This is a genomic window from Comamonas sp. w2-DMI (assembly GCF_040187735.1).
Lineage (GTDB): Bacteria > Pseudomonadota > Gammaproteobacteria > Burkholderiales > Burkholderiaceae_C > Comamonas > Comamonas terrae.
In genome coordinates this window covers 1-26,353 of sequence record NZ_JBANEL010000041.1, presented here as the reverse complement: position 1 = coordinate 26,353, position 26,353 = coordinate 1, and the positions used below count along the sequence as shown (strand labels likewise).

Sequence of the window (26,353 nt, the reverse complement as noted above, 5' to 3'; positions counted from 1 at the left end):
CCTGGCTCGCCATCGGGCTGGTGACGGTGCTGCCGGCGGCGGCCCTGCATCGGCCGCGCCGCGGCAGCCGCCGCAGCGGCAGGCGCCTGGGCCTGCGGCCCGGCATCGCCGCTCTGGTGCAGCGGCACGAAATAGACGGCTGCCGCAGCCGCCAGCAGCAGCAGCACGCCTGCCACGACTTTGCGCGAACCGTGGGAAGAGCCACCCAGCGAGGTGCCCGCGCTGCGGAAATGGCTGCGCTCCTTGACGGTGGCATTGATGCCCGGGCCGGCCTTGCTCAGGCTCTTGGGCTCGGTGCGCGGCAGTGCAGCCAGCACCGGGGCCGCATCAATGCGCAAGGTGCGGCACATGCCCATGGCCAGCGCCCGCATGAAGACGTGGTCGGGAAAGGCTGCATAGTCGTCGGCCTCCAGGGCCTCCAGCTTGCCTTGCGGCACCTTCAATGTCGCCGCCAGGCTGGGCAGCTGCACGCGCGCGGCCTCGCGGGCCTGGCGCAGCAGGGCACCGGCCGTCATCTGGGGCTGCACTTGCTCGTCGCTTTGCATATTCACCTTGTCCACCGCACTGTCACTCATTGAATGCACCCCGCTCATACGCGAGCCACTGGCGCGATTGCGGGAAACGTCGCTGCAATTGATCGGCCAGCTGGCGCACGCCGATGTCGTCGCGCAAAGCCCTGTCGATCTTGATGCCCAGCCACAGGCTCTCGGCGCTGGACTGGTTGGTATTGTTCAGGCGGCGAATATAGAACTGGGCCTTCTTGGCCTCGCCCTTTTGCCACAGCACGTTGGAGAGGTTGTAGGCCGCCGCGGGGTTGCCCACATCCATCTCGTACGCGCTGAACAGGTTCTGGTAGGCCGGCTCCAGCTGGCCGGCCTGCTGGTAGCACAGGCCCTTGGCCAGCAGGGTCTTGGGCTGCTCGCGGTAGCCCGGCGCCTTCAGCGCCTTGTCGAACCATTGCTGGGCCTGGTCGAAGTTCTGCTGCTGGCACTGCAGCCAGCCGTAGTTGTGGATCTGGTTGCCGTCCTGCGGGCTCAGCTCCATGGCCTTGCGCATGGCGATGTCGGCCTTGGGCCAGTCGCGGTTCTGCATCAGGATCAGGCCCAGCAGCCCATAGGCATCGGCATAGTTGGGATTGGCGGTGAGGGCCTGGCCCACCTCTTCCGTGGCCACATCCAGGCGCCCGGCCTGGAAATAGTTGGCGGCCAGCTCCAGGCGGATCTGGGCGCGGCGCTGGGCATCGGCTGCGGGCGCATTCGCCGTCGCGGTCGCCGTGGGCGGCACCAGCGTGCTGGCCGAGTTGCTGGCGCAGCCTGCCAGCACAGCAGCGACAACCGGCATTCCCCACCAGGCCCATGACCTCCACGAGCCCCCATGTTTTCCGCGCGGTTGTCCTGCCACTGCCTGCATGTACGGTTCCCTCTTGCGAATGTCCCTCAAGACACCTGCTTGAGGGTGATGGTGCGCTGCCTTGCCATGCGCTCGGCAGCACGAGTCCTGTCCTTCACGTCCCCGGCCAGCTGGCCGCAGGCCGCGTCGATGTCGTCGCCGCGCGTCTTGCGCACGGTCGTCACGATGCCGGCGTTGTTCAGCAGACTGGCAAATTCGGTCACCCGGGCTGCGGGCGACCGCAGCAGTCCCGAAGCCGGGAAGGGGTTGAACGGAATCAGGTTGAATTTGCACCAGCTCTTGCCATCGCCGCGCGCGCGCACCAACTCTATCAGCTGGCGCGCATGCTCAGGCCGATCATTGACGCCATCGAGCATGCAATATTCGAAAGTGATGAAGTCGCGCGGCGCGAATTCCAGATAGCGCAGGCAGGCATCCAGCAACTCGGCGATGGGGTACTTCTTGTTCAGCGGCACCAGATTGTCGCGCAGCGGATCGTTGGGCGCGTGCAGCGACACGGCCAGCGCCACCGGGCAATCCTTGGCCAGGCGGTCCATCATGGGCACCACGCCCGAGGTGGACACCGTCACGCGGCGCCGCGACAGGCCGTAGCCGTGGTCGTCCAGCATGGCCCTGAGCGCCGGCACCAGGGCGCCATAGTTCTGCAGCGGCTCGCCCATGCCCATCATCACCACGTTGGAGATGACGCGCTCGTCGGTGCCCAGGCGCTTTCTCAGCGCATGCTCCGCGTACCACAGCTGCGCCAGGATCTCGCCCGTGGTCAGATTGCGGCTGAAGCCCTGATGCCCCGTCGAACAAAAGCGGCAGCCCACCGCGCAGCCGGCCTGGGACGACACGCACAGCGTGCCGCGGTCGTCCTCGGGAATGAAAACGGATTCGACGGCATTGCCGTCACCCACGTCGAAAAGCCACTTCACGGTACCGTCGGCCGAGACATGTTCGGTCACGACAGACAAGGCGGTGATGTGGGCCCGGCTCTTAAGCTTTTCGCGCAGGGATTTGGCCAGATCGGTCATCTGGTCGAAATCGCTGGCGCCGCGCTGGTGGATCCAGCGGAAAAGCTGCGTGGCGCGGAAACGCTTCTCCCCGAGCTGCTCGCAGTATGCGGTCAGGCCCTCGAGGTCGAAATCAAGCAAATTGGTTGTCATATCGGCAGGTGGCTGCAGGTGGCGGTCCAACACCGGAGGCATTGAACGGCCTGGGTTTGCCACGCCGTTGCCTGCGGCTTGCGCTGCTGACACCGGCTCCGCAAACGCGAAGCCCTGGCGTCAGAGCGAAAGCATGCGGCAGAAAGCCAGCGTGGATTAACGCGAGTAAACGTTCATGCCGGGGAAGAAGAATGCCACTTCCACGGCTGCGGTTTCAGCGGCGTCGGAGCCGTGCACGGCGTTGGCGTCGATGCTGTCGGCGAAGTCGGCGCGGATCGTGCCCTTCTCGGCCTTCTTGGGGTCGGTGGCGCCCATCAGCTCACGGTTCTTCAGGATGGCGTTCTCGCCTTCCAGGGCCTGGATCATCACGGGGCCGGAGACCATGAAGTCCACCAGGTCCTTGAAGAAGGGGCGCTCCTTGTGCACGGCGTAGAACTGCTCGGCCTCCAGGCGCGACAGGTGGACCATCTTGGCGGCCACGACCTTCAGGCCGGCAGCTTCAAAACGGGCGTAGATTTGGCCGATCACGTTCTTGGCAACTGCGTCGGGCTTGATGATGGAGAGAGTGCGTTCGATAGCCATGGTGTTTGGTTCCTACTCAGGGTTACTATGGTTTTTGCCGGAAAGGCAAAACCGTCGATTTTAGCGGTGCCGCCATAGACCTGGGCGAACCCGGGCCACGCGGCACCACTCAAATACTGGCAGCGGGCCGCTCTCAGCGGCCGCCGCGGCGACCACCGGGGCCGCGCTTGGCGTTCTGGCGCGCGCGTGAAAGGCTGTCGCCGCCGATATAGCCCACCGAGGTGCGCATGGGATCGGGCTGGCTGCCTTGCGAACGTCCGCCGGCCGCGCCTTTCTTGTTGCCGCCAAGCGCCTTGCCGCGCGGGCGTTCGCGCCGGTCACCCAGCATGCCGCTGGGCGCTGGGCGGTTGCCGTCCCACTCGCCGCGGCGCTGGCCACCGCCTTCGCGGCGGCCGCTCTGGGGACGGTCGGCATTGAAGCCGCCGCGGCCGCCATTGCCCCGGCCGTTGCGGCTGTTGCGATTGCCGCCACGGCCGTTGTGGGCCGAGCGGTCGACGGCGGGGCGCTCCTTGACGCCGGCCACCGCCATCAGCGCCTGGATGTCCGCCTGATCCAGCTCCACCCAGGCGCCGCGCTTCAGGCCGCGCGGCAGCATCATGGCGCCGTAGCGGATGCGGATCAGGCGGCTGACCGCGTGGCCCACGGCCTCGAACATGCGGCGCACCTCGCGGTTGCGGCCCTCGGAGATGGTGACGCGATACCAGCAGTTGGCGCCTTCGCCGCCGCCGTCCTCGATAGAACCGAAGGCGGCTTCGCCGTCCTCCAGCTGCACGCCGTCCAGCAGGCGCTGCTTTTCCTCGCTGCTCAGCGCACCCAGCACGCGGGCCGCGTATTCGCGCTCCAGGCCGAAGCGCGGGTGCATGAGGGAGTTGGCGAGCTCACCCGAGCTGGTGAACAGCAGCAGGCCTTCGGTGTTCAGGTCCAGGCGGCCCACGGACTGCCACTTGCCATGCTGCAGCTTGGGCAGCTTGCGGAACACCGTGGGACGGTTCTGCGGATCGTCATGCGTGACGACCTCGCCCACGGGCTTGTGGTAGGCGATCACGCGGGCCGGCGGCGGGTCGATGCGAAAGCGTATCGGCTTGCCGTTGACCTTGACCGTGTCGCCGAACTGGATGCGCTGGCCGATGTGGGCAGGCTCGTTGTTGACCGAGATGCGGCCTTCCAGAATCATCTGCTCCATTTCCAGGCGCGAGCCCAGGCCCGCCTGGGCCAGCACCTTGTGCAGCTTGGGTGAATCCACCTGGGGCTGGAGCACGCGCTTGGCCGGCATGGCCGCGCCGTTTTCCTCGTCGGCATCGAATTCGCCGGAGACCACGTCGGCAAAGCCATAGCCCTGCGAGGCCTTCTTCTGCGCCCTGGCATTGCTTCTGGCTGCAGCGCCCGTCTGCTCGACGGCATCCGCTTCCATTTCGAGAGCACCCCCGTCGGCATGCTCTTGGGCCGAGCCCACGACCTCCAACGGCTCCGGCACAGCTTCAGCCAGCGGCGCGGCATCGGCGACCGCTTCCGGCAGGCTCTTCTCGGCTGCCTTGCGGGGCTTTGCCGCCGCACGCTTGCGCGGAGCGGCGGGCTTTTTCTCGGCCGCAGCGCCGTCCTTGGGCTGGGTGGCCCGGGGCTTGCGCGGCTTCTTCGCGGCAGCGCTGGCGTCCGCTTCGGATGGCAGAGCCTGTCCATCCTGCATCTGGGTCGATGTCTCTTTCATTGAGATTTTCCTTCGGCAATGGATCCATTGCCGTCATCCATATTCATGTCGTCTGCCGGCTCGCCCTGCTCGGGCAGCGCGTCCGGCGCAATCGCTTTCGCTTTCGCTTCGTCGGCATCGTCTTCTTCGACGCCATAGTCGTCTTCCAGAAAGGCCTTCAGGCCCATCCATTCACGCCGGCCCGGCTTTGGCTCGGGCGCGCGCTTGGCACGGTCGGCCTGGGCCGCCGGCACAGGCTTTGGCGCCGCCGTGGGCGCCGGCTTGGGCGACCTCTGCCCTGTCTCCACCGGCGGCTCAGCGACAGGCGGGGGCACCCGCCCATCAGCCGGCTCGCCCTCATCCATCGCTTTGCCGGCCTGCTCCAGCTCCTTTGGCGAGTCGTCCGAAGGCTGCGGCAAAACCTCGCCCGCCTCCTCGACGGAAGGCTCCGCCGCCAGTTCCGGCCCGCCTGCAGCAGGCCCGGCGCCATCCCTCGGACTTTGCCCAGATTCCGGCACCGGCTCGACCGCAGCGGTCTGCGCCTCGTCCTCCGGCACGGCAGGCACTTGTTCTGCCCCCTCTTCCAGCGACTTGAACAGGCTTTGCTGGGCCTGCGTTTCCTCCAGCATGGGCAGCTGGTCCAGCGACTGCAGGCCCAGGTCGTCCAGGAACTGGCGCGTCGTGGCAAACAGCGCCGGACGTCCCACGGTCTCGCGGTGGCCGATCACCTCGATCCAGCCCCGGTCCTCCAGCTGCTTGATCAGCAGGCTGTTGACCGTCACCCCCCCGAATGTCCTCGATATCCCCGCGCGTCACAGGCTGGCGGTAGGCGATGATGGCCAGCGTCTCCAGTGTCGCCCGCGTGTACTTGGGCGGCTTTTCGGGATGCAGCCGGTCCAGGTAGACGCGCATCTCGGGCCGGCTCTGAAAGCGCCAGCCCGAAGCCACCTGCACTAGTTCCACGCCCTTGAGCGCCCAGTCCTTTTGCAAGGAAAGCAACAAGTCCTTGAGCGTGTCCGAACCCAGCACATCGTCAAAAAGTGAGCGCAACTCGCGCAACGTGACTGGCTGCGGGGCACAAATCAATGCTGTTTCAAGAACCCGCTTGGCATCTACCGTATTCATGGGTGCAGCGTTTCGGGAACGGCTGTCGCACCTCTATCCGGTGGGACGCCAAATCAAAGAAGAGAGGAAGCGCCCAGAAGATGCCACGCAGAGATGGTCATACGGTTTGTGCAAATCGGGTTCAGGCAAGACATTTGCCCTGGGGCGCTGTCTTCGGCGCGGCCTTGCTTGCACAAGCCCTGGGTCAGAGGCTTTCCTGTAGATTGTAACGCAGACCCCAATTTTCCAGGGCGCTCGCCATATCCGGCGGCAAGGGAGCGTGCAGGACCAGCGGCTTTTGCGACATCGGATGGACGAAGGCCAGCCTGAACGCATGCAGGGCCTGGCGCTCCAGCCCGCCCTCGGGCCGGCCGCCATACACGGCGTCGGCCACCAGCGGGTGCGAGAGCGACGCCATGTGCACGCGGATCTGGTGGGTCCGCCCGGTATGCAGCGTGCAGCGCACCAGGCAGTGCTGCGCATCTCCGGCCAGCCAGTCGAAGTCGGTACGCGCCGGCTTGCCCGGGTGCTGCGCCATGTCCACCACCGCCATGCGCAGGCGGTTGCGCGGATCGCGGCCTATGGGCGCATCGACTTCGCGATGCCTGCGCGGCCCCCAGCCCTTGCCCGGCACATGGGCGATGGCCAGGTACTGCCGGCTCACGTCGCGCGCCGCGATCATCTTGACCAGCGCATCCATGGTCGCGCGGTTGCGCGCCACCACCATCAGGCCGCTGGTGTCCTTGTCCAGCCGGTGGACGATGCCCGCGCGCGGCACCTGCCGCGCCTTTTCATCGCGCGCCAGCAGGCCGTTGAGCAGCGTCCCCGTCCAGTTGCCGGGCGCCGGATGCACCACCAGGCCCGCAGGCTTGTTGACCACAAGCAGGTCGTCATCCTCGTAGACCACTTCCAGTGCCATGGCTTCGGGCTGGAAGGCCATGCTTTGCTGGGTCGGGCGCATTTCCACCCGCAGCCGGTCGCCGGCGCCTACCTTGGCCGAGGATTTGGTCAGCACCTTGCCGTTCAGGGTCACGGCACCATCGGCCAGCAGCTGCTGCAGATAGCTGCGCGAGAACTCGCTCACGCCCGATGCCAGGACCTTGTCCACGCGCTGGCCATGCTCGCCGGCGCCCACGATCAGCTCGCGGATTTCCGGCGCGGCGCCGGCCGCCGCATCATCGGCTACCTCGTCGTCCCCGGACTCCTCCCAGCCTGGCTCGGCTTGCCGGGCCTCAAAAGACACAAGCCCCTGCGGGGCAGGGGCTTGCGAGGCTTTCTTGCGTTGGCCAGCCATGCTCAACGCGAAGGCAGATAGCGCGCGGGGTCGACAGGCTTGCCCTGGCGGCGCACTTCGAAGTGCAGCTTCACGCGATCGGCGTCGGTGCTGCCCATCTCGGCAATCTTCTGGCCCTTCTTCACCGTCTGGTCTTCCTTGACCAGCAGCGACTGGTTGTGGGCATAGGCCGTCAGATAGGTGTTGTTGTGCTTGAGGATGATGAGGTTGCCATAGCCGCGCAGGCCGGCACCCGCATACACCACGCGGCCGTCGGCCGCAGCGACCACGGGATCGCCGGCCTTGCCGCCGATGTCGAAGCCCTTGTTGCGCGCCTCGTCGAAGCCCGCGATCAGCGTACCGCTGGCCGGCCAGATGAAGTCCACATCGTCGGCCCCCTTGGCTGCCGGTGCAGGCGTCGGTGCAGGCACAGGCGTGGGCGCCGGCGTTGCCGTGCTGGAGCTGCCGGCGCTGCTGGAACTGCCGATGGGCGTCACCACCACCGGGGCCACGCCGCGGCCCGACGTCGATCCGCTCGATGCCACGGCGGTGCCTGTGCTTCCAGGCGGCACCACGCGCACCACCTGGCCCACCTCGATCACATTGGGATTGTCGAGATTGTTCCAGCGTGCAATGTCTTTCCAGCTCTGGCCATGCTCCAGGCCGATTTTGATCAGCGTGTCGCCAGGCTTGATCGTGTAATAACCGGGCTTGCCGGCATTTTCTGCACCGGGCAAGGGTTTATCCATCCCGGAAGCGGAGGAGGCCGACTGTCCGCGGTCCTCCACAGGAGCCCTGTTTGCCTGGGTCGAGCAGCCGGCCAGAATCACACCTGCCAGAACAACCGTGCCCCAAGCCCCAAGACTTCGCGTTACCAACATAAGCTTTTTCCCTTCTAGGCGATCCCCGATTTTAGAGGGACAAAATTCACTGCTTCCAAAATTGACTGCTTAAATCCATGTGAACTCTTGTCAATCACCAGCAGTGCCTGCTTGCCGTCGCCGACCACGACCGGCGCCACCAGGCGTCCACCCACGGCGAGCTGGTCGCACCAGGCATCGGGGATGGAATTGCCGCCTGCTGCAGAAATAATGCCGGCATAAGGCGCGCCATTGACAAAACCCTGCATGCCATCGCCCAGGATGAGATGCACATTGGTCAGTCGCCAAGGACGCAGATTATGGCGGGCCTTTTCGTGCAGCCCGCGCAGGCGCTCGATCGAATACACCTCGCGGGCCACCCGGGACAGCACGGCCGCCTGGTAGCCGCAGCCGGTGCCGATCTCCAGCACCCGGCCCAGGCCGGACCTGGCGGCCTCCGAGCCCAGCAGCAGCTCCACCATGCGGGCAACCACGCTGGGCTTGGAAATGGTCTGCCCGAGCCCTATGGGCAGGCTGGTGTCCTCGTAGGCCTGGTTGACCAGTGCGCTGTCCACAAAGCGATGGCGCTCCACGCTGGCCATGGCCTGCAGCACGCCGGCATGGGTGATGCCTGCGGCCTCCAGGCGCTGCGCCATGCGCACCCGCACCGCAGCGGAGTCCAGCCCGACGCCCACGGCCGGCGCGGGCGAGCGGGCGGCCACCGGGGCCGCGGGCGAACGCGCCAGCACGGGTTTCGCGATGGCGGCCTGCGGCTGCGCCGAGCGCGCAACCCAGCCCGGCATCGGGGAAGAGGCAGAGCGGCGTTCGTTCACTGTGCCCCCGCCTGCGCCTGCGAGCCCGGCCCTGTTCCCGTGAGCTTGCCGACCGTCTGGGCCCAGTAGCCCAGGCGGTCATGGTCCGTCAGATCGATCTGCAGCGGCGTCATCGAGACATGGCCGTTGGCCGTGGCATGGAAGTCCGTGCCCTCCACATCGTCCATGGCGGCGCCGGCACTGCCGATCCAGTACATGGTTTCGCCGCGCGGGCTTTGCTGCACGATGGCCTTCTCCGCCGCATGGCGGCGCCCGAGGCGGCACAGCTTGACGGGCTTGAGCGCCGACAGCGGCATGTTGGGAATGTTCACGTTCAGCAGCCAGGGCGCCGCGCCGATCAGGTTCTGGGACTGCATGTTCTGCACCAGCTGGCGCGCGGTGGCGGCGGCGGCCTCCAGTTCGCCCCAGCCCTTGTCCACCTGGGAAAAGGCAATCGACGGGATACCGAAAAGATATCCCTCCATGGCCGCGCCCACCGTGCCCGAATAAATGGTGTCGTCGCCCATGTTGGCGCCATTGTTGATGCCCGAGACGACCAGATCGGGCCGGTAGCCGAGCAGCCCGGTCAGCGCGATGTGCACGCAGTCGGCCGGCGTGCCGTTCACATAGCGGAAACCGTTGTGCGCCTGATGCACGTACAGAGGCGCATTCAGTGTCAGTGCGTTGGATTTGGCGCTGTTGTTGTGCTCCGGCGCCACGACTTCGACGTCGGCCACCGTGCGCAAGGCCTCGTACAAGGCCACGATGCCAGGGGCCTGGAAGCCATCGTCGTTACAAATAAGAATCTTCATGGATACAGCAGGGAATGCAGCGGATTGTAGGCGGGCAGCTCGTCACCGGTGGGACACGCGGCATTCCCACCACACTTCTATGATCGGCAGCGACATTCCCGGGCCCCTCGGGGCCGTACAGAACCGACAAGGAGACAACATGCACGCATGGCTTTGCACCACGCCCACGGGCGTCGACGCTTTGCAATGGTCCGAACTGCCGACACCCGCCCCCGGCCCCGGCCAGGTGCTGCTGCAGGTCAAGGCAGCCAGCCTGAACTTTCCCGATCTGCTGATCGTGCAGAACAAGTACCAGATCAAGCCTCCCCTGCCCTTTGTGCCGGGCTCCGAATACGCGGGCGTGGTGCAGGCCGTGGGGGAAGGTGTCACGCATCTCAAGGTCGGCCAGCACGTGGCCTGCCTGTCGGGCACGGGCGGCTTTGCCACCCACACGCTGGCGCCTGCGGCGCTGTGCATGCCGCTGCCCGACAGCTTCAGCTTCGTCGACGCGGCGGCCTTCATCATGACCTATGCGACCTCGTACCACGCCCTCATCGACCGCGGGCAGCTCAAGCCGGGCGAGACCGTGCTGGTGCTGGGCGCGGCCGGCGGCGTGGGCACGGCAGCCATACAGATTGCCAAGGCCGCGGGCGCCCGCGTGATCGCGGCGGCTTCCACCGACGAGAAGTGCGCACTGTGCAAGGCCCAGGGAGCCGACGCCACCATCAACTACAGCCAGGGCGACCTGCGCGAAGCCATCAAGGCGGCCACCGGCGGCAAGGGCCCCGACGTGATCTACGACCCCGTGGGCGGAGACTTCGCCGAGCCGGCCTTCCGCTCCATTGCCTGGCGCGGCCGCTACCTGATCATCGGCTTTGCCTCGGGCCCGATTCCCTCGCTGCCGCTGAACCTGGCCCTGCTCAAGGGCGCTTCGCTGGTCGGCGTGTTCTGGGGCGATTTCGCCAAGCGCGAGCCGCAGAACAACGCCGCCATGATGCAGGAGCTGGCCCAGTGGTACGCCCAGGGCAGAATCAAGCCGGTGATCGACCGCACCATGCCCATGGGCGAACTGCACGCTGCCTATGCGCGCATGGGCTCGCGCCAGGTACAGGGCAAGCTGGTTCTGGTCAACGACTGAGCACCTGCAGCGCAAGCGGCCCCCCAGGCAGGCGATACTGCACGCCATACCAAGCCCACCAAGCACCTGGAGGTGCTGCCATGCCCTGCCTGCCCTGCCTATCCGTCCCTTTTTCAGACCGTCGCCGCTTCCTGTTGGCCGGCGGCCTGGCCACAGCCATCGGCGCTCTGCCGGCCTGGGCCCGCCAGGGCGAGAGAATCCGCCACAACCCATTCACGCTGGGCGTGGCCAGCGGCGACCCGGAGCCGGACAACGTGCTGCTCTGGACCCGGCTCACGCCGCCGCTGGCAGGTCTGGGCGAAATGGACGCCCCGGCCCTGCCGCCGCTCAAGCTGCGCTGGGAACTGGCCCATGACGAGGGCTTCACCCGCATCGTCGACCAGGGCGAGGCCATGGCGCTGCCGCAATGGGGCCATGCGGTCCATGTGCAGGTCAACGGCCTGGCGCCCGACCGCTGGTACCACTACCGCTTCATGCTGGGCGATGCCGCCAGCGCCACCGGCCGCTGCCGCACGGCGCCGGCCGCGCATGCCAGGGTTTCGCGCCTGCGCCTGGCCTATGCCTCCTGCCAGCGCTGGGAGCATGGCTACTACGCGGCCTGGGCCCAGGTGGCGCAGGATGCGCCGGACATGGTGCTGTTCCTGGGGGACTACATCTATGAATACGCCACCCCGGCCATGACCCTGGGGCTGGCACGCACCCAGCCGCTGCGCACGGCCCAGACCCTGGGCGACTACCGCGACCGCTATGCCCTGCACAAGAGCGACCCGCAGTTGCAGGCCGCCCATGCGGCCTGCAACTGGGCCGTCATCTGGGACGACCATGAAGTCGAAAACGACTACGCCGCCGACAACGGGCGCGGCGATCCGGCCCGGTTCCTGGCCCGCCGCATGGCGGCCTGGCAGGCGTTCTACGAGAACATGCCGCTGCGCGCCTCGGTCCTGCAGCGCAGCTTCCAGGGACTGTCGCTGTACCGCGACCTGCGCTGGGGCAATCTGGTGCGCCTGCATTTGCTTGACGGGCGCCAGTACCGCGGCATCCAGGCCTGCCGCGCCCCCGGGCAGGCCGATGCGGGCTCGGTCCTGCCGCAGGAATGCGCCCAGCTAGACGATCCCGCGCGCAGCTTTCTCGGCTGGGAGCAGGAGCAATGGCTGTACCGGCAGCTGCAGGGCGACGGCCAGGGCAAGGCCCAGGCGCCCATCTGGAGCGTGCTGGCGCAGACCACGCTGTTCAGCACGCGCCGCTATCCCTCCGGCAAGCAGTCCACCGACAGCTGGGACGGCTATCCTGCGGCGCGCCAGCGCCTGGTCCAGCAGATCGCCCAGAGCGCGCCGCGCAACAGCGTGCTGCTGGGCGGCGACATCCATCAGAACTATGTGTGCGCGGTGCCGCTGCAGGCCCACCTGGCCCCCGACAAGGCCAATCCGGTGATCGCCAGCGAATTCTGCGGCACCTCCATCAGCTCGCGCAGCGGCACCACGCAGGCCAAGGTCGATGCCGTGGTCGCCCACAACCCCCAGGTGCTGTTCGCGCGCTGCGAGGAACGCGGCTACGGCCTGGCCGAGATCACGCCCCAGCGCTGGAACAACGAGCTGCGCGCCGTGGCCAATCCGCTGCGCGCCGACAGCCCCATCTACACGCTGGCGAAATTCACGGTCGAGGACCGGCGAGCCGGCCCGCAGGCCGCCTAAGAACGTGTTCACGATCTGCGAGCGCCTGACCGCCGGCAGTGGAAAACGCAAAACTCCTATGATGCGGGTCCATGGCAATCGTCAACACCCCGGCCCACCTGCGTCCGCAGCAGATCCATTTTTTCCGTGCAGCCTGCGGCTGCATCGCCGAACACCGTGCCGGAGGTGCGCAATGAAGCGCGGCAAGCAACGCAGCATTCCCCTGCACGGGCCCGACGAGATTGCGCTTTCGCGCACGGCCGGCGGGCTTGCCGCCCGTGTGCTGGCCATGCTCACCCCCCATGTGCAACCGGGTGTCAGCACCGAAAAGCTGGACCGGCTCTGCCATGACTACATCGTGGACGAGCTGCACTGCACGCCCACCAACGTCGGCTACTACGGCTTCCCCAAGACGGTGTGCACCTCCGTCAACCATGTGGTCTGCCACGGCATCCCGGATGCCAAGCAGATTCTCAAGGACGGGGACATCGTGAACGTGGACGTGGCCGTGACCACGCCCGAAGGCTGGATCGGCGACACCAGCCGCATGTACTACGTGGGCCAGCCCGGCAGCCAGGCCAGGCGCCTCGTCGACACCACCTACGAGGCCCTGCTGGCGGGCATACGCGCCGTGCGCCCCGGCGCCACCCTGGGCGACATAGGCCACGCCATCCAGAGCGTGGCCCAGCGCGAGCGCTTCAGCGTGGTGCGCGAATACTGCGGCCACGGCATCGGCAAGGTCTACCACGACGAGCCCCAGGTGCTGCACTACGGTACGCCGGGTCAGGGGCTGGTGCTGCAGACGGGCATGATTTTCACGATCGAGCCCATGCTCAATGCCGGCAAGGCCGCCACGCGCGAACTCAGCGACGGCTGGACCGTGATCACCAACGACAAGTCGCTGTCGGCCCAGTGGGAGCACATGGTGGCCGTGACCGAAACCGGTTTCGAGGTGCTCACCCCGTGGCCCGAGGGCACGGGCAGCTATCCGGCCATCTAGGCCTTTGCGGCCTTGCGCCGCCATGGAAGGCCCCCTACTGGGGCGGCGATCCGCATCAGATGTTGGGCGGCATATCCTGGGGCTGCGGCGGAATCTCGCCCGGCGGCACATCCTGCGGCTCGTCTATGGGCTGGGGAGTTCCTGGCTGAGGCGTCGTGGCAGTATTCATCGCGCATTCTCCATACCGGCAAGCAGGCTTGCGCACGCACCTGCTTGCGCGCAAGTCCTTGTAGATTCAACACCCATGACGAATTACCTGTACCTGGGCCTGGCCATTGTGGCCGAAGTGATTGCCACCTCGTTCCTGGCCAAGGCCGCGGGCTTCACGCGCCTGGGGCCTACGCTGGTGGCCATCGCGGGCTATGTGGTGGCGTTTTACTTTCTTTCGCTCACGCTGCGCACCGTCCCCACGGGCGTGGCCTATGCCATCTGGTCGGGCGTGGGCATCGTGCTGGTCTCCGCCGTGGCCTTTTTCTGGCAGGGCCAGCGCCTGGATGCGCCCGCCCTCGCGGGCATGGGCCTCATCGTTGCCGGCGTGCTGGTCATCAACCTGTTTTCCAAGACCGCCGGCCACTAAAAACCGGTCAGCGCGCCAGATCCTCGAGCCACTGCATGCTGGCCCGCAGCTCCTCGGGCCGGATCTCGTGGGCACCCGGATATTCCTGGTAGCAGAGGTTCAACGGCAGGCGCTTGGCCCGGTCGCGGATGGCGTGGGCGCTGGTCAGCGGGATCACATTGTCGTAGGTGCCGTGGCTGACCCACAGGGATTTTCCGGCCAGCGCGGCATCGGGCGCCTGCTGCGGCAGCACCTCGGGCAGCAGGCGGCTATGCCAGGCCATGGCGGCGCGCAGGGTCTGCGGCTGCGTGAGCAGCTGGCTCAGCGCCATGATGCCGCCCTGGCTGAAGCCGCCCACGACCACGCGTTCGGACGGAATGTCCAGCAGCCGTGCGGCCTGCTCCACGGCCTGCTGCACCAGCTTGCGCGCCTGCTGCTCTTGTTGCACATCGATATGGCGCGTGCCGTCGGCATCCACCGTGAACTGGAACCAGGCATAGGCCCCCGGCCCCATGACAAACGGCGCGCGCAGGCTGATCACATGGAACTGCGCCGGCACGAACGGCGCGAGGCCCATCAGGTCGTGCTCGTTGCTGCCCACGCCGTGCATGAGCACCAGCAGCCAGGGTGCGCGGCCCGGCTCCGGCTCGGCCGGCCGCTCCAGAAAGCTCAGTGACAAATCGGTAATGGCAATCATGGCGGTTTCCTTGCATATCCGGGGCATGGGCAGATTCATCTTCAAAAACGACTTCAGCGCTTTGCAGGAAAGCGCGAGCCGCTATCAAAACTGAATATACCCATGCCGCAATGGCCCTATTGTGCAGGCCGGCCTCGCCTTTGGCATGCCAGCCTGCGGCGCTGAAGCCTGTCCCCGGATGCCGCGGCCGGCCATGTACGGCCTACGCCCGCCGCGTCGCTCACCAGTCGCGCGGTCGTCCGCGCAAGGCCTTGGTCGCGCCGCGCAGGCTTTTGCCCTGCAGGCGCCGCTGCTGGGAAGCCCAGGTGGGCCGGGTGGCCTTGCGCGGACGCGGCGGCGCAGCCACGCTGGCCACCAGGGCGTTGAGCCGCTGCAAGGCATCCCAGAGGTTGTGCTCCTGCGTGCGGAATTTCTGCGCCTTGATCACGACCACACCTTCGCCGGTGATGCGCCCATCGCCCAGGGCCAGCAGGCGCTGCTTGACATCGGCCGGCAGGCGCGAGCCGGTGATATCGAAACGCAGGTGCACGGCGCTGGCCACCTTGTTCACATGCTGTCCGCCAGGCCCTTGCGAGCGCACGGCCGTCCATTGCACATCGTCCTCGGTCAGCTCCGGCAGCTCGGCCCTCATGGCTGCCGCCCTTGGTGCGCAGGGTGCGCCAGCGCTGCGAGCAACGCCGCGGCAAAGGCCCGGGGCTTTTCATGCTGCACCCAGTGTCCGGCACCGGGTATCTCCTGCCAGTGCACCCGCCCGCCGGTCTGGAGCACCAGCTTTTCCTGCAAGGCCTGCATGCGGCCTGCGTACAGCGGGTCATGCTCGCCGTAGATCGCCGCCACCGGGCCCTGTATCCGGGCCAGCGCCCGCGCCAGGATATCGGTCTGCGACAGGCGCCGGCGCGGCAGCCGGTCGCGCGCCACATTGTGCGCATGCAGAGCCAGCGTGGCGTCATCGATCAGCGCCGCGTCATGCAGCATCAGCGCCTGCAGGTTGTAGCGGTGTACCTGCATCTGTGCGTCCGTCGTCGCCAGATGGCGCCAGCCCTTGAGCCGCACAGCCCGCCCGTTGGACAGGCCCATGCCCGGCGCCCCCACCAGTACCAGCCGGCGCGCGAGTGACGGATACTCGGCGGCCAGCATGCCGGCCGTCATGCCGCCGAACGAAAAGCCGACGAGGTCGCAGACCGGTCCGCCTGCGCAGTCGCCCAGCAATTGCCGTATGCCCCGGGCCAGCGGCGCCAGCATGCTGTCCGCATCGGTGCCGCCGGGGACAAGGTCGGAATCGCCAAAGCCCGGCAGATCGGGCAACCACAGCGCATGGCCGGCCTGCACCAGCGGCTCTATGGCACGCAGCCAGTGCGTCCAGCTGCCGCTGCCGCCGTGCAGCAGCACCAATGGCAGGCCGTGCGCCTTGCCGCCGGCGGGCTTCCAGCCATGCCAGACCATATGGCCGCCGCCCTCGCCCAGAGGCGTCATGACACGGCAGGCCTGTGCCTCCAGGGCCGCAGCCTCGAGGGGCTGTCTGCACCCGTCCTGTACACGGCTAGCGCCGTCCGTGCCTGCAGTGGATTTCTGGAAATTTGTCAGACGTTTCTCACAAAGTTACCGAGATTTACGAAAACAGGAGCAGTCCCGCCTTACCAGGCGGCCACTGCATCGATGGCCAGCCCGTAACCGGCCACACCGAAGCCGCACATGACGGCGCGCGCAGCCGCAGCCAGATAGGAATGGTGGCGAAAGCTCTCGCGCGCATGCACATTGCTGATGTGCAGCTCCACCAGCGGCACGCCGGTGCCCTTGACGGCATCCAGCAGGGCCACGCTGGTATGGGTATAGGCTGCGGCATTCATCACCACTGCGGCCAGGCCGCCCTGCGCATGGATGCGGCCGGCTTCATGGATCCAGTCCACCAGCTCCCCTTCATGGTTGCTCTGGCGGAACTCCAGCGTCAACCCATGGCGCTGACAGGCCTGTTCGCACAGCTGGCGCACGTCGTCCAGCGTCGCCGAACCGTAGATCGCGGGCTCGCGCATCCCCAGCAGGTTCAGGTTGGGGCCATTCAGCACATAGACGGTTTTCACGGGCTTGCTCTCCAGGTTGATGACTGGCGTGCATTATGCGAGCCCGCGCGCCCGCCACGGCGCAATAAAAACGGCTGCCCTGGCAGCCGTGATTCCAAACGGAGATGTTCCTGCGCCGCGCGGGCCGCCTCCTCATGAGGAAGGCGCGCCCGGGGCCGCGCATTCATGGCTCAGCGATAGTAGCGGCCACCGTGCCAATGGCGGTGGCCATGGCGGTAGTAGCCGTAGCCGGGGCCGGGCACCACCACGACTGGGGCCGGGCGGTATACGGGCGGCGCATAGTACACCGGTGCCGGAGGCGCATAGTAGACGGGCCGCGGCGCCACATAGACAGGAGCCGGCGCCACATACGGAGCGGCATACACGGGAGCACCCACGGCCACGCCGGGCACGCCGATGCCCACGGACAGGCTCACGCCACCGTGCGCCTGGGCAGCGCCGGCAGCCATCAAACCTGCTGCGGCCAGCGCACCAGCACCCAGCAGTTTTGCAATCCACGCAGAAGTTGCTTTGATCATTGCCAACTCTCCTCTAATTTTCGAAATGCCCGTGGGGCCCGGCCTGGCTGCTTACGCTCTGCACACCGGCCCTGACGATACAACGCATGAGACGGCCGTTAGGATGGCATGAATTGCGAGGAACTTTGTGTCCAAATGCTGCTCCGCTGTGTCCACCCGTAAACGCGAGGGCATGGCAGGGCGCCTAAAATGGCGCGATGAGCTCTGCTGACGCCTCCCAAAACACCAATGCCGCTGCCGAAGCGGTCAAGCCCACCAACTTCCTGCGCCAGATCATCGAATCGGACCTGGACAAGGGTACCTACGCCCAGCGCCACTGGGGCGGCACGCCCGGCGACGCCCAGCACCACCAGCAGGGCCAGGTGGACGAAGCCCGCATCCGCACCCGCTTTCCGCCCGAGCCCAACGGCTACCTGCACGTGGGCCATGCCAAGTCCATCTGCCTGAACTTCGGCCTGGCGCGCGACTTCGGCGGCGTGTGCCACCTGCGCTTTGACGACACCAACCCGGAAAAGGAAGACCAGGAATATGTGGACAGCATCATCGATGCCGTCCAATGGCTGGGCTTCGACTGGAAGGATCCGGACGGCCATGAGAACCTGTACTTCGCCAGCAACTACTTCGACTTCATGCACCGCTGCGCGGTCTACCTGATCGAACAGGGTCTGGCCTACGTGGACGAGCAGTCGGCCGAGGAGATGAAGGCCAACCGCGGCGACTTCACCCGCCCCGGCGTGAACAGCCCGTTCCGCGACCGCACGGTGGCCGAGAACCTGCAGCGCTTTGCCGACATGAAGGACGGCAAGCTGGCCGACGGGGCCGCCGTGCTGCGCGCCAGGATCGACATGGCCTCGCCCAACATCAACCTGCGCGATCCGGCCATCTACCGCGTGCGCCACGCCGAGCACCACAACACCGGCAACAAGTGGTGCATCTATCCGATGTACACCTTTGCGCACCCGATTGAGGATGCGTACGAGCACATCACCCACTCGATCTGCACGCTGGAATTCGAGGACCAGCGCCCGTTCTACGACTGGCTGCTGGACCACCTGCGCGCCGGCGGCCTGATCGATGCGCCCCAGCCGCGCCAGTACGAGTTCTCGCGCCTGAACCTGACCTACGTGATCACCAGCAAGCGCAAGCTCAAGCACCTGGTGGACAACCACTTCGTGGCCGGCTGGGACGATCCGCGCATGCCCACCGTTGTCGGCATGCGCCGCCGCGGCTACACACCGGCGTCCATCCGCAATTTCTGCGAGCGCATCGGCGTGACCAAGGATTACGCCTGGATCGACTACGGCACGCTGGACGGCTGCCTGCGCGAGGACCTGGAGAACCAGGCCCATCGCGCCATGGTGGTGCTGGAGCCGGTGAAGCTGGAGCTGACCAACTGGGCCGAGGTGTTCGGCAGCGCCGATCACCTGGAGCAGTGCGCTTTGCCCGCCCTGCCCCACCACGCCGAAGGCGAGAACGTTCCGGAGCGCCATTTCACGCTGGGCCGCGAAGTCTGGATCGAGCGCGAGGACTTCGCCGAAGTGCCGCCCAAGGGCTACAAGCGGCTGTTCCCGGGCAACAAGGTGCGCCTCAAGGGCGGCTACGTGATCGAGTGCACGGGCTGCGAGAAGGATGCAGACGGCAACGTGACCAAGGTGCTGGCCACCGTGGTGCCCGACACCAAGAGCGGCACCCCCGGCGCCGACAGCGTCAAGGTCAAGGCCGCCATCACCTGGGTGGGCGTGGCCGATGGCCTGCAGGCCGAGGTGCGCCTCTACGACCGCCTGTTCACCGATCCCCAGCCCGATGCAGGCGGCAAGGATTTCCTGGCCCTGCTCAATCCGGACAGCCTCAAGATCGTGACGGCCTATGTGGAGCCTTCGCTGAAATCCGCCCGGCCCGACGATAAATACCAGTTCGAGCGCTTTGGCTATTTCGTGGCCGATCGCAAGGACCACCGCAGCGACAAGCCGGTATTCAACAAAATCACCGGCCTCAAGGATTCCTGGGGCAAATAGAAAACCCTTCCTCAGGTTCCAAACAATGCGAAAAGGCCGCCGTCATGGCGGCCTTTTTCTTTTCTGCCACTTCGAACAATCCCTTCGCGCTTCAGTCCGTCATTCGGGATATTTTTTGCCTTGCAGCCCTTTGTGCCTGAGCGCCAGCAGCTATCAATTTCAGTAGTGCAAGGATTATGTGCGGCATTTTGAAAACAGCAGAGCATTCAAAGCAGCGCGCAATTTCACAAAAATTCACGCCATGGGCCGGGGCTTTATTTCTGTATCCGGATATTTTTCCTAGAATCTGCGCTTTCCCGGGTGCGGGCCCGTCCAGTGAAAGCCGCCTCAAAGCCGAGTCGCTCCGGTCTCGTCTTGCTTATCTGCTTGCTCGCGCAGCTTGCTCGGTGGCCGGCCTTGCAGCCGCACCCCATCTTCCCCTACCTGAAGAAAGACTTTCATGAATAAAAAAGCAGGCGCAGGCATTGCCGCCGCAGCCGTGGTCGTCGTCGCGGGAGTCCTCGGCACCAGCTATTACATGGGCGGCAAGCTGGAACAGGGCTTCCAGGATGCAGCGGCCAAATGGAGCCGCGACGGCCTGAAAATCCAGGTCCTGAGCTACGAGCGCGGCACGTTCACCTCGACCGCCAAGACGGTCTGGACCTACGAACGGGGCGGCGAGGACGAGCCCCTGCAGTTCACGGCCGACCACCAGATCAGCCACGGCCCGCTGCCGCGCGGCCATGCCGCCGAAGTGCATACCCTGTTTCGCCTGCCCGACGATGCCGGCGAGGACCTGAAGGCAGCTCTCGCCGGCCGTGCGCCCGTGGAGCTGACCACCAAGGTGGGCTGGACGCGCAACACCTCGAACCTGATGACTTCGCCGGTGGTGACCGGCAAGATCGAAGGCTCCGACCTCAACTGGGGCGGCATGAAGATCGAGTGGGACATGCCCGCCGACATGAAGGCCGCCAAGGGCACGGCCAGCTTTCCTTCGCTGCAGTTCAAGGGCAGCGAAGGCGGCAGCATGGCCATGGAAAGCGCCACCATGCGCTTCGACCTGAAGCAGCCCCAGGGCCAGCAGTTCTGGACCGGCCCGTTCGCGGTGTCGCTGGCCAAGCTCGCGGCCCAGCCCGAGGACGCGGACAAGCTGCCCTCCTTTGTGCAGGACCTGAGCCTCGACACCGACACCGTGCTCCAGAACGACGTGGTGGAGGTCACCATCAAGGGCGGCATCAAGAGCGCCCAGCTGGAGGACCGCAAGGCCGACGACCTGGCTCTGGAAGTGGCCTTCCACAACATCGATTCGGCCTGGATCAACCAGGCCATGGAGCTGGGCCAACGCAGGCGCGCCGCCATGGCTGAAGGCGAAGAGTCCGAAGAAGCACAAGCGGAGGACGACGACCTGCGCAATGCCCTGATGAAGGGCATGACACAGGCCCTGGCCCGCAAGCCCGAGATCGAGATCAAGCGCCTGGCCATGCGCACCAAGGACGGCGTGAGCGAACTCGGCGCCGCATTCAAGTACCAGGGCGATGGCTCCAACATGAGCACGCTGTTCAAGGACCTCAAGCTCAGCCTCCATGCCCAGCTGCCCAAGGCCGTGATGGAGGACCTGATCGGCCAGCGTGCGCGCCGCTCCTATCTGGCCCTGGTGGAGGACAGCGAGCAGGAGTTCGACAAGGAGGAACTGGACACGGCCATCCAGGCCAATGTGAAGGAACAGATGGACGCCCTGCTGGAGCGGGGCGTGTTCGAGGACAAGGCCGGCATCATGACCACGCAGATGCAGTTCGAGAACGGCGAGATCAAGGTCAACGGCAAGCCGCTGGACACCCTGGACGCGGCCACGCTCATGGGCTCGATGGCCGAATGATGTAGCCACGTATCCGAAAGAGCTTCCCGCTCCTTCGCCCCGTCAAGGCCTGCCCCGTGCAGGCCTTTTTCATGGCTTGCAAAGATTTCACTGTTTTTCGGCTGCAGCCCAATACCGTTCGGCGCCAGCCGCTATCAAAATCAGCTGACAAAACGCAGCCAGCCTGCAGCTACACGGTTACTTTGCTTACAACACTCTGTCAACAGCGGCTCAACACTGGCGTTAAAACAGCATCCGCCAAAGCACCGTGGTCCGCACGGCGCGGCGCAAGGAGCGTCAGATGTCGCATTTCCCCAGGAACCGGCCCCCGCTGCACAGGCAGCCCCACGGCAAGGCCATCCCTCACTGGCGCCCGGGCATTGTTGCCCTGGCTGCCGCCATGGCACTGAGCGCCTGCAACGACAAGGATTCCCCCATCAAGGCGGACAATACGGCGTCGGCCCCTGCTCCGGCCACGGCGGCCGAGGCCGTGCAGCCGCAGCCAGCCGCCTATGTGCCTCCCGCCCCCGACGTGCTCTACCAGATGGTGGCGCCCATTGCGCTGTACCCCGACAAGCTGGTGGCCCAGATCCTGGCCGGAGCCACCTATCCGGACCAGATCGGCGCCGCCGAAGCCTGGCTTGGCCAGAATCCAGGGCTGCAGAAAACCGCGCTGGCCAATGCCGTCAATGCCCAGAACTGGGATCCGTCCGTCAAATCGCTGACCCAGTTCCCGAATGTGCTGGAGCAGATGGCCTCCAACCTGCCCTGGACCACCGCCCTGGGCAAGGCTTACTACAACGATCCATCGGATGTGATGAACGCCATACAGGTCATGCGCAACCGCGCCTACAAGGCCGGCACGCTCAAGACCTCCAAACAGCTCAGGGTCAACGTGGCCCCCACGCCCTCTGCCGTCGCCTATACGCCCGGAGCCCTGGCCACGCCGCTGCCCGAGCCGGTCATCGAGCCGCCGGAGCAGTACATCGAAATCGCCCCCTCGCAGGTGGACACCGTCTATGTTCCCCAGTACAACCCCGGCGTGGTCTACGGACAGCCGCTGCCCGTGTATGGCGGTTACCGCTATGTGGAGGTTCCGCCGCCGGCGCCTGTGGTCGGCGTGCCCGTGATGGCCGGCCTGCTGGGCTTTGGTGCCGGCATTGTGCTGGCCGAATCCATGGACAGGCATCCCTCCTGGGGCTGGAACTCCTGGAACATGCACTGGGGCGACCCCGACAGGCGCTGGCACCATGGCGACCGCCCGCCGCCCCAGGCCCGCCCCGCCGTGGTCTACAACAACACCACCTATGTATCGCAGTCGCGCACCGTGGTGCAGAACATTCGCCGCACGGACAACATCCAGGTGAACAACGTCTATGAAAACGGCGCAGGCGGACACGGGGCACGGCCAGCGCAGCCCCAGGCGGCGGCCGGCAGCTTCGCTCCGCAGCATGGACAGCCGCAGGGCGCCATGGCGGCAGGCGCAGCCGGAACCGTGGCCGGCGCCGCGGCACTGGCGGCCGGCAGCCATGCCTTGATGAATCAGCGGCAGCAGGCGCCCGGCATCCCCGCAAATCCGCCGCAGGGACGCCCCGGCTTCGCCCAGGGGCAAGGCCCATCGCCCGGCATCCCCCAAGCGCCCGGCGCCCATGCCTTCATGCCACCGCATGCGCTGCATGACCGCTCCGCCGCCGCCCATCCGGCGGGGCCTCAGGGGCCGCAGACGCAGACCACCATGGCGCAAAAGGCCCCGCTGCAGGCACGTGAACAGCAGCAGGGTCAGATGCAGCAGCACTCCCAGGAACAGGCCCAGCGCCAGCAGCAGATGCAACAGCAGCGCGCCCAGGAACAGGCCCAGCGCCAGCAGCAGATGCAGCAGCAACGTGCCCAGGAACAGGCCCAGCGCCAGCAGCAGATGCAGCAGCAACGCGCCCAGGAGCAGGCCCAGCGCCAGCAGCAGATGCAGCAGCAGCGCGCCCAGGAACAAGCCCAGCGCCAGCAGCACCAGGCCGAACAGCAGGCCCGCATGCAGGCGGCGCGCGCCGAAGCCCGCTCGCACGGGGAGCATGAGAGGCGCTGAGCGGTGCCTGCCTTGCCTGACCACTGGCCTTACAACGCAAGCGGTTTCCCATCGCACCGCGCTGCCGTTTGAAAGAGGTCAGCAACACGGCTGCGCGCGAAAAGAATTTCCCCAGCGGCACACGGTATAAACAGGGGAGCTTTCTTGCACCCTATTCCGCCGCAGCGCCTCATGTACAACCCCAGCCCTTTCCAGGTCGACGACCCGACCGCCCTGCATGCCCTGATCCAGGCCCATCCACTCGGTTGCCTGGTCACTCAGTCCGATGCGGGGCTGGACGCCAATCACCTGCCTTTCGAACTGCTGCAGGAGGAAAGCGCTCCGCCGCGCCTGATCGCCCATGTGGCCCGCGCCAACCCCGTGTGGCAGCAGGTCCGGGACGGCGGCCCGGTGCTGGTGATCTTCCGCGCCGAGCACGCCTATATCTCCCCCGACTGGTATCCCAGCAAGCACGAGACCCACGAGCAGGTGCCGACATGGAACTACCGCGTGGTCCATGCGCACGGCCGCATCAAGGTGCGCGACGATGAAAAGTTCGTGCGCGGCGTGGTGGGCCGGCTCACGCGCCGGCATGAAGCGCTGAACAATGCCCAGGCACCCTGGAAGATGAGCGATGCCCCGCCCGACTACCTGCAGCGCATGCTGGGCGCCATCGTGGGCCTGGAGATCGCAGTCGAACGGCTGGAAGGCAAGTTCAAGCTGGGCCCGAACAAGCACGAACGCGACCGGCTGGGCGCGGCCTAGGCCCTGGACGAACGAGGGCACGCGGATCTGGCCCGGCGCATGCGCCAGCCCTGAGTGGCATCGGCGCCTGCTCAAAAAACCTGCCCCCCGTCATCAATGCTTCCATCGCGTGCAGCTCTGCTATCGATAGCAATGCAGCACAATGCGTGCAGAACCTGATGCGCACCATGCCAACCGAAAAACCTTCCACCCCTCTCTTTCCCCAAGAGCGCCGGCATCTGCTGCAGCGGCTGGCGCAGACGGCGCTGTTCGCCGCCGCACCGGCCTGGGCCGCTCATTCCCATCAACCCGCAGGACCTGCTGGCGACAGCCTGCCCTGGCCGCAGGACAGCCGCGTGCCCGGCGGCGTCGCAAGGCTCTCGCTGGGACCTGCATCCACCCGGCCGCTGGCCAAGGCAGGCGAAGCCCGGGTTCTGGTGGTGGGCGACATGATCGAGTGGACCGCCCTCGTCGGCATTCCTCTGTCTACCGCACCGGGCGAACAGCACATCGACGTGAAGGCCGACGGTCGCTCGCTTACCCTGGGCTACACGGTACGCGACAAGCGGTATGTGGAGCAGCGCCTCAAGGTCTCGCCCAAGACGGTGGACCTGTCGCCCGAAGACAATGCGCGCTACGAGCGCGAGGCTGCCCATCTCAAGACCGTGATGGCCACCTTTACCGAACCCCTGCCCACCGGCAGCCTGCAGATGCAGGTTCCGGTACCGGGCCGCCGTTCCAGCTCGTTCGGCCTGCGCCGCGTGTTCAATGGCCAGCCGCGCAATCCGCACAGCGGCATGGACATCGCAGCGCCGACCGGCACGCAGGTCAAGGCGCCGCTGCCGGGGCGGGTCATCGACGTTGGCGACTATTTCTTCAACGGCGGCACGGTCTGGCTGGACCATGGCGGCGGCCTGCTGTCCATGTACTGCCACCTGAGCCAGGTGGACTGCCGGGTCGGTGACCGGCTCGATACCGGCGATGTCTTCTGCAAGGTCGGTGCCACGGGCCGTGTCACGGGGCCGCATCTGCACTGGAGCGTGATGCTCAACCGCGCCATGGTGGACCCGGCGCTGTTCTTCAGCGCCTGATGCGGCCGGGTTCTGTGCCGACAAAAACGCAACCATGTGGCTGCGTTCTTTCATGACTGGCACAGAATCCATAAAAAGAGAGCACGCCGCGCTTGCTCCTCAACGGTCTCAGGCCGATTTCATCGAAATTTACCTCAGGGCGCCTCCTTGTCGCTCTGCAGATAGGTTTCCACCAGATCGAAGAAGCTGTCGTAGAAGCCACGTGTGGAGACGGTTTCGCTGCCCACCTTGACCAGCGAGTCATTGCCCGAGGTGAACGGCAGGGACAGCGAGCCCAGGGCACCCACGCCCACGCTGGCCGAATTGGCGCTTTTCTTGAGCATGTAGCGGTCCTGCAGCGCCGTGACGAAACCGATGCTGACCTTGCCGTCCGAAGTCTGGGGCACGCACACCACGCGGATGCTCATCTCCAGGTTCAGGTCCGGATCGGGCTGGAAGCTCTTGCGGCCTTCGATCAGCTCCTGGGTGCGCGCATTGGCGATATAGCCCTGGCTCAGCAAGGCGCGCCGCGCGGCCTCGCAGGTCTGCACCGGCGTCGCATCGAAGCCGCGCGAAAAAGTGGATGCCGAATCGAAGGTTTCCTGCAGCGGCACATTGCGCGGGACGCCGCTGGAGCACGCCGCCAGCGCTGCCGCGCACAAACCCAGTGCCAGCCCCTTCAAGGTACGCGGGGACATGGCCAAGCACATGACCAACTTAGCGCCTCGATCCACAAATTTCTCCTTGCTCAAACAAATGCCCCAGCCATTATCAAGCCAGCATGGAGGGCTATTAATAGCGTAGCAGTTTGCCAGCACCGCTGCACCTGAAACGGGAATCCGCCTGGGATTTGCCGGCCGGCAATGGGCAGGCCAGCTTTGCCATGCAAGCTGGCCGCACCGCAGTTATTTACATTCTGGGGGCGGCAAACGGGCGTACCGGAGCCCGGCTTCGGTTATGGTGTGAGCCGCTGGCAACCGAGCCTCCCGCTGGGGAGCTGCTTTGATGCAGATCACGCTTTTTATGCACCAGAACCCGTTGGAAGGGAACTGCAGTGCACAAAATGAATCCAGCGTTGCTCGGTTGTACTTTTTCAAACCTTTAAGGAACCTCTATGAAACCTCGCTGGACCTGGTGCCTTCCCCTGATTGCTTCCCTGACGCTGGCTGCCTGCGGCACCACGGAAGGTGGCGGCACCCGCAAAGCAGGCCCTAGGCTGAATCGACATTCAATCTGTCAGCCAAGCCAGACTTGCAGCGAGGCAGAGGAATGCCATGAAGTGGGCGGCCTTGCGGTCGTAGCGCGTGGCG

24 protein-coding genes and 1 pseudogene are annotated in these 26,353 nt (G+C 66.1%); 9 read left to right on the top strand and 16 right to left on the bottom strand.

Annotated elements, in window-relative coordinates; all coding sequences use genetic code 11:
• From V8Z74_RS24435 to surE, 10 genes and pseudogenes are all read right to left on the bottom strand, one after another.
• On the bottom strand, positions 1 to 575 hold a 575-nt coding region (locus V8Z74_RS24435; protein ID WP_349711863.1), incomplete at its 3' end, for a helix-turn-helix domain-containing protein.
• Positions 568 to 1,410, bottom strand: a complete 843-nt coding sequence (gene pilW / locus V8Z74_RS24430; RefSeq protein WP_502879604.1) for a type IV pilus biogenesis/stability protein PilW — start codon at positions 1,408 to 1,410, stop codon at positions 568 to 570. The genes V8Z74_RS24435 and pilW, both read right to left, overlap by 8 nt.
• A 26-nt stretch (positions 1,411 to 1,436) precedes the next feature.
• Positions 1,437 to 2,558, bottom strand: a complete 1,122-nt coding sequence (gene rlmN / locus V8Z74_RS24425) for a dual-specificity RNA methyltransferase RlmN (RefSeq protein WP_349711859.1) — start codon at positions 2,556 to 2,558, stop codon at positions 1,437 to 1,439.
• Between the two features lie 156 nt (positions 2,559 to 2,714).
• Complete coding sequence (ndk, locus tag V8Z74_RS24420) at positions 2,715 to 3,140, bottom strand: nucleoside-diphosphate kinase (RefSeq protein WP_066471512.1); 426 nt, start codon at positions 3,138 to 3,140, stop codon at positions 2,715 to 2,717.
• A 133-nt stretch (positions 3,141 to 3,273) separates the two neighbouring features.
• Complete coding sequence (locus V8Z74_RS24415) at positions 3,274 to 4,845, bottom strand: pseudouridine synthase (RefSeq protein WP_502879603.1); 1,572 nt, start codon at positions 4,843 to 4,845, stop codon at positions 3,274 to 3,276.
• Positions 4,842 to 5,949 (bottom strand): annotated as a pseudogene (scpB, locus tag V8Z74_RS24410) (SMC-Scp complex subunit ScpB). The gene V8Z74_RS24415 and the pseudogene scpB overlap by 4 nt, the downstream one beginning before the upstream one ends.
• A 184-nt stretch (positions 5,950 to 6,133) precedes the next feature.
• A complete protein-coding gene (locus V8Z74_RS24405) occupies positions 6,134 to 7,222 on the bottom strand; it encodes an RluA family pseudouridine synthase (protein ID WP_349711858.1) in 1,089 nt (362 codons plus the stop codon).
• A gap of 2 nt (positions 7,223 to 7,224) precedes the next feature.
• Positions 7,225 to 8,082 carry a peptidoglycan DD-metalloendopeptidase family protein gene (locus V8Z74_RS24400; RefSeq protein WP_349711856.1) on the bottom strand — a complete coding sequence of 286 codons (858 nt, stop codon included), beginning with the start codon at positions 8,080 to 8,082 and terminating at the stop codon, positions 7,225 to 7,227.
• 14 nt (positions 8,083 to 8,096) lie between these two features.
• Entirely contained in the window at positions 8,097 to 8,864 is a 768-nt protein-coding gene (locus V8Z74_RS24395; protein ID WP_502879605.1) for a protein-L-isoaspartate(D-aspartate) O-methyltransferase, read from the bottom strand.
• Between the two features lie 26 nt (positions 8,865 to 8,890).
• Positions 8,891 to 9,685: a 5'/3'-nucleotidase SurE gene (surE, locus tag V8Z74_RS24390; RefSeq protein WP_349711852.1), complete on the bottom strand. Its 795-nt coding sequence runs from the start codon at positions 9,683 to 9,685 to the stop codon at positions 8,891 to 8,893.
• 139 nt (positions 9,686 to 9,824) lie between these two features.
• On the opposite strand from surE, the gene V8Z74_RS24385 reads away from it, so the two are divergent.
• The 4 genes from V8Z74_RS24385 to V8Z74_RS24370 all read left to right on the top strand — a co-directional run bounded on the left by V8Z74_RS24385 (position 9,825) and on the right by V8Z74_RS24370 (position 14,049).
• Entirely contained in the window at positions 9,825 to 10,802 is a 978-nt protein-coding gene (locus V8Z74_RS24385) for an NADPH:quinone oxidoreductase family protein (RefSeq protein WP_349711849.1), read from the top strand.
• A gap of 80 nt (positions 10,803 to 10,882) precedes the next feature.
• Positions 10,883 to 12,493 (top strand): alkaline phosphatase D family protein, encoded by a 1,611-nt coding sequence (locus tag V8Z74_RS24380; RefSeq protein ID WP_349711847.1) that lies wholly within the window; start codon positions 10,883 to 10,885, stop codon positions 12,491 to 12,493.
• A 172-nt stretch (positions 12,494 to 12,665) separates the two neighbouring features.
• Complete coding sequence (gene map, locus V8Z74_RS24375; RefSeq protein ID WP_066471548.1) at positions 12,666 to 13,472, top strand: type I methionyl aminopeptidase; 807 nt, start codon at positions 12,666 to 12,668, stop codon at positions 13,470 to 13,472.
• 244 nt (positions 13,473 to 13,716) lie between these two features.
• Positions 13,717 to 14,049 carry an SMR family transporter gene (locus tag V8Z74_RS24370; protein WP_349711845.1) on the top strand — a complete coding sequence of 111 codons (333 nt, stop codon included), beginning with the start codon at positions 13,717 to 13,719 and terminating at the stop codon, positions 14,047 to 14,049.
• A 7-nt stretch (positions 14,050 to 14,056) separates the two neighbouring features.
• Here V8Z74_RS24370 and V8Z74_RS24365 read toward each other — a convergent pair whose 3' ends face one another.
• From V8Z74_RS24365 to V8Z74_RS24345, 5 genes are all read right to left on the bottom strand, one after another.
• Positions 14,057 to 14,725: an alpha/beta hydrolase gene (locus V8Z74_RS24365; protein ID WP_502879602.1), complete on the bottom strand. Its 669-nt coding sequence runs from the start codon at positions 14,723 to 14,725 to the stop codon at positions 14,057 to 14,059.
• A 220-nt stretch (positions 14,726 to 14,945) separates the two neighbouring features.
• On the bottom strand, positions 14,946 to 15,356 hold the full coding sequence (arfB, locus tag V8Z74_RS24360; RefSeq protein ID WP_349711843.1) for an alternative ribosome rescue aminoacyl-tRNA hydrolase ArfB: 411 nt from the start codon (positions 15,354 to 15,356) through the stop codon (positions 14,946 to 14,948).
• Positions 15,353 to 16,198, bottom strand: coding sequence for an alpha/beta fold hydrolase (locus V8Z74_RS24355; RefSeq protein WP_349711841.1), 846 nt, complete (start codon positions 16,196 to 16,198; stop codon positions 15,353 to 15,355). Before V8Z74_RS24355 ends, arfB begins: the two co-directional genes overlap by 4 nt.
• Positions 16,199 to 16,359: 161 nt before the next feature.
• On the bottom strand, positions 16,360 to 16,803 hold the full coding sequence (gene aroQ, locus V8Z74_RS24350) for a type II 3-dehydroquinate dehydratase (protein WP_349711839.1): 444 nt from the start codon (positions 16,801 to 16,803) through the stop codon (positions 16,360 to 16,362).
• Between the two features lie 170 nt (positions 16,804 to 16,973).
• Entirely contained in the window at positions 16,974 to 17,321 is a 348-nt protein-coding gene (locus V8Z74_RS24345; RefSeq protein ID WP_370671014.1) for a hypothetical protein, read from the bottom strand.
• 197 nt (positions 17,322 to 17,518) lie between these two features.
• Between V8Z74_RS24345 and V8Z74_RS24340 the strand changes: the two genes are divergently transcribed.
• The 5 genes from V8Z74_RS24340 (at position 17,519) to V8Z74_RS24320 (ending at position 25,064) form a co-directional block, all read left to right on the top strand.
• Positions 17,519 to 19,336 carry a glutamine--tRNA ligase/YqeY domain fusion protein gene (locus tag V8Z74_RS24340; RefSeq protein WP_349711837.1) on the top strand — a complete coding sequence of 606 codons (1,818 nt, stop codon included), beginning with the start codon at positions 17,519 to 17,521 and terminating at the stop codon, positions 19,334 to 19,336.
• Positions 19,337 to 19,775: 439 nt separating this feature from the next.
• Positions 19,776 to 21,191, top strand: a complete 1,416-nt coding sequence (locus tag V8Z74_RS24335) for a YdgA family protein (protein WP_349711835.1) — start codon at positions 19,776 to 19,778, stop codon at positions 21,189 to 21,191.
• Between the two features lie 280 nt (positions 21,192 to 21,471).
• Positions 21,472 to 23,250 carry a DUF3300 domain-containing protein gene (locus V8Z74_RS24330; RefSeq protein ID WP_349711833.1) on the top strand — a complete coding sequence of 593 codons (1,779 nt, stop codon included), beginning with the start codon at positions 21,472 to 21,474 and terminating at the stop codon, positions 23,248 to 23,250.
• Positions 23,251 to 23,421: 171 nt separating this feature from the next.
• Positions 23,422 to 23,994, top strand: a complete 573-nt coding sequence (locus V8Z74_RS24325) for an FMN-binding negative transcriptional regulator (protein WP_349711831.1) — start codon at positions 23,422 to 23,424, stop codon at positions 23,992 to 23,994.
• A 167-nt stretch (positions 23,995 to 24,161) separates the two neighbouring features.
• Entirely contained in the window at positions 24,162 to 25,064 is a 903-nt protein-coding gene (locus V8Z74_RS24320) for a peptidoglycan DD-metalloendopeptidase family protein (RefSeq protein WP_349711829.1), read from the top strand.
• Positions 25,065 to 25,198: 134 nt separating this feature from the next.
• On the opposite strand, the gene V8Z74_RS24315 is transcribed toward V8Z74_RS24320, so the two are convergent.
• Positions 25,199 to 25,741, bottom strand: a complete 543-nt coding sequence (locus tag V8Z74_RS24315; protein ID WP_066472004.1) for a DUF2242 domain-containing protein — start codon at positions 25,739 to 25,741, stop codon at positions 25,199 to 25,201.
• Between the last annotated feature and the right edge of the window lie 612 nt (positions 25,742 to 26,353).

Coding starts and splice junctions, on each gene's coding strand:
- pilW (WP_502879604.1), bottom strand. CDS start 1,410: ATGCAGGCAGTGGCAGGACAACCGCGCGGAAAACATGGGGGCTCGTGG.
- rlmN (WP_349711859.1), bottom strand. CDS start 2,558: ATGACAACCAATTTGCTTGATTTCGACCTCGAGGGCCTGACCGCATAC.
- ndk (WP_066471512.1), bottom strand. CDS start 3,140: ATGGCTATCGAACGCACTCTCTCCATCATCAAGCCCGACGCAGTTGCC.
- V8Z74_RS24415 (WP_502879603.1), bottom strand. CDS start 4,845: ATGAAAGAGACATCGACCCAGATGCAGGATGGACAGGCTCTGCCATCC.
- V8Z74_RS24405 (WP_349711858.1), bottom strand. CDS start 7,222: ATGGCTGGCCAACGCAAGAAAGCCTCGCAAGCCCCTGCCCCGCAGGGG.
- V8Z74_RS24400 (WP_349711856.1), bottom strand. CDS start 8,082: ATGTTGGTAACGCGAAGTCTTGGGGCTTGGGGCACGGTTGTTCTGGCA.
- V8Z74_RS24395 (WP_502879605.1), bottom strand. CDS start 8,864: ATGCCGGGCTGGGTTGCGCGCTCGGCGCAGCCGCAGGCCGCCATCGCG.
- surE (WP_349711852.1), bottom strand. CDS start 9,685: ATGAAGATTCTTATTTGTAACGACGATGGCTTCCAGGCCCCTGGCATC.
- V8Z74_RS24385 (WP_349711849.1), top strand. CDS start 9,825: ATGCACGCATGGCTTTGCACCACGCCCACGGGCGTCGACGCTTTGCAA.
- V8Z74_RS24380 (WP_349711847.1), top strand. CDS start 10,883: ATGCCCTGCCTGCCCTGCCTATCCGTCCCTTTTTCAGACCGTCGCCGC.
- map (WP_066471548.1), top strand. CDS start 12,666: ATGAAGCGCGGCAAGCAACGCAGCATTCCCCTGCACGGGCCCGACGAG.
- V8Z74_RS24370 (WP_349711845.1), top strand. CDS start 13,717: ATGACGAATTACCTGTACCTGGGCCTGGCCATTGTGGCCGAAGTGATT.
- V8Z74_RS24365 (WP_502879602.1), bottom strand. CDS start 14,725: ATGATTGCCATTACCGATTTGTCACTGAGCTTTCTGGAGCGGCCGGCC.
- arfB (WP_349711843.1), bottom strand. CDS start 15,356: ATGAGGGCCGAGCTGCCGGAGCTGACCGAGGACGATGTGCAATGGACG.
- V8Z74_RS24355 (WP_349711841.1), bottom strand. CDS start 16,198: ATGACGCCTCTGGGCGAGGGCGGCGGCCATATGGTCTGGCATGGCTGG.
- V8Z74_RS24345 (WP_370671014.1), bottom strand. CDS start 17,321: ATGATCAAAGCAACTTCTGCGTGGATTGCAAAACTGCTGGGTGCTGGT.
- V8Z74_RS24340 (WP_349711837.1), top strand. CDS start 17,519: ATGAGCTCTGCTGACGCCTCCCAAAACACCAATGCCGCTGCCGAAGCG.
- V8Z74_RS24335 (WP_349711835.1), top strand. CDS start 19,776: ATGAATAAAAAAGCAGGCGCAGGCATTGCCGCCGCAGCCGTGGTCGTC.
- V8Z74_RS24330 (WP_349711833.1), top strand. CDS start 21,472: ATGTCGCATTTCCCCAGGAACCGGCCCCCGCTGCACAGGCAGCCCCAC.
- V8Z74_RS24325 (WP_349711831.1), top strand. CDS start 23,422: ATGTACAACCCCAGCCCTTTCCAGGTCGACGACCCGACCGCCCTGCAT.
- V8Z74_RS24320 (WP_349711829.1), top strand. CDS start 24,162: ATGCCAACCGAAAAACCTTCCACCCCTCTCTTTCCCCAAGAGCGCCGG.
- V8Z74_RS24315 (WP_066472004.1), bottom strand. CDS start 25,741: ATGTCCCCGCGTACCTTGAAGGGGCTGGCACTGGGTTTGTGCGCGGCA.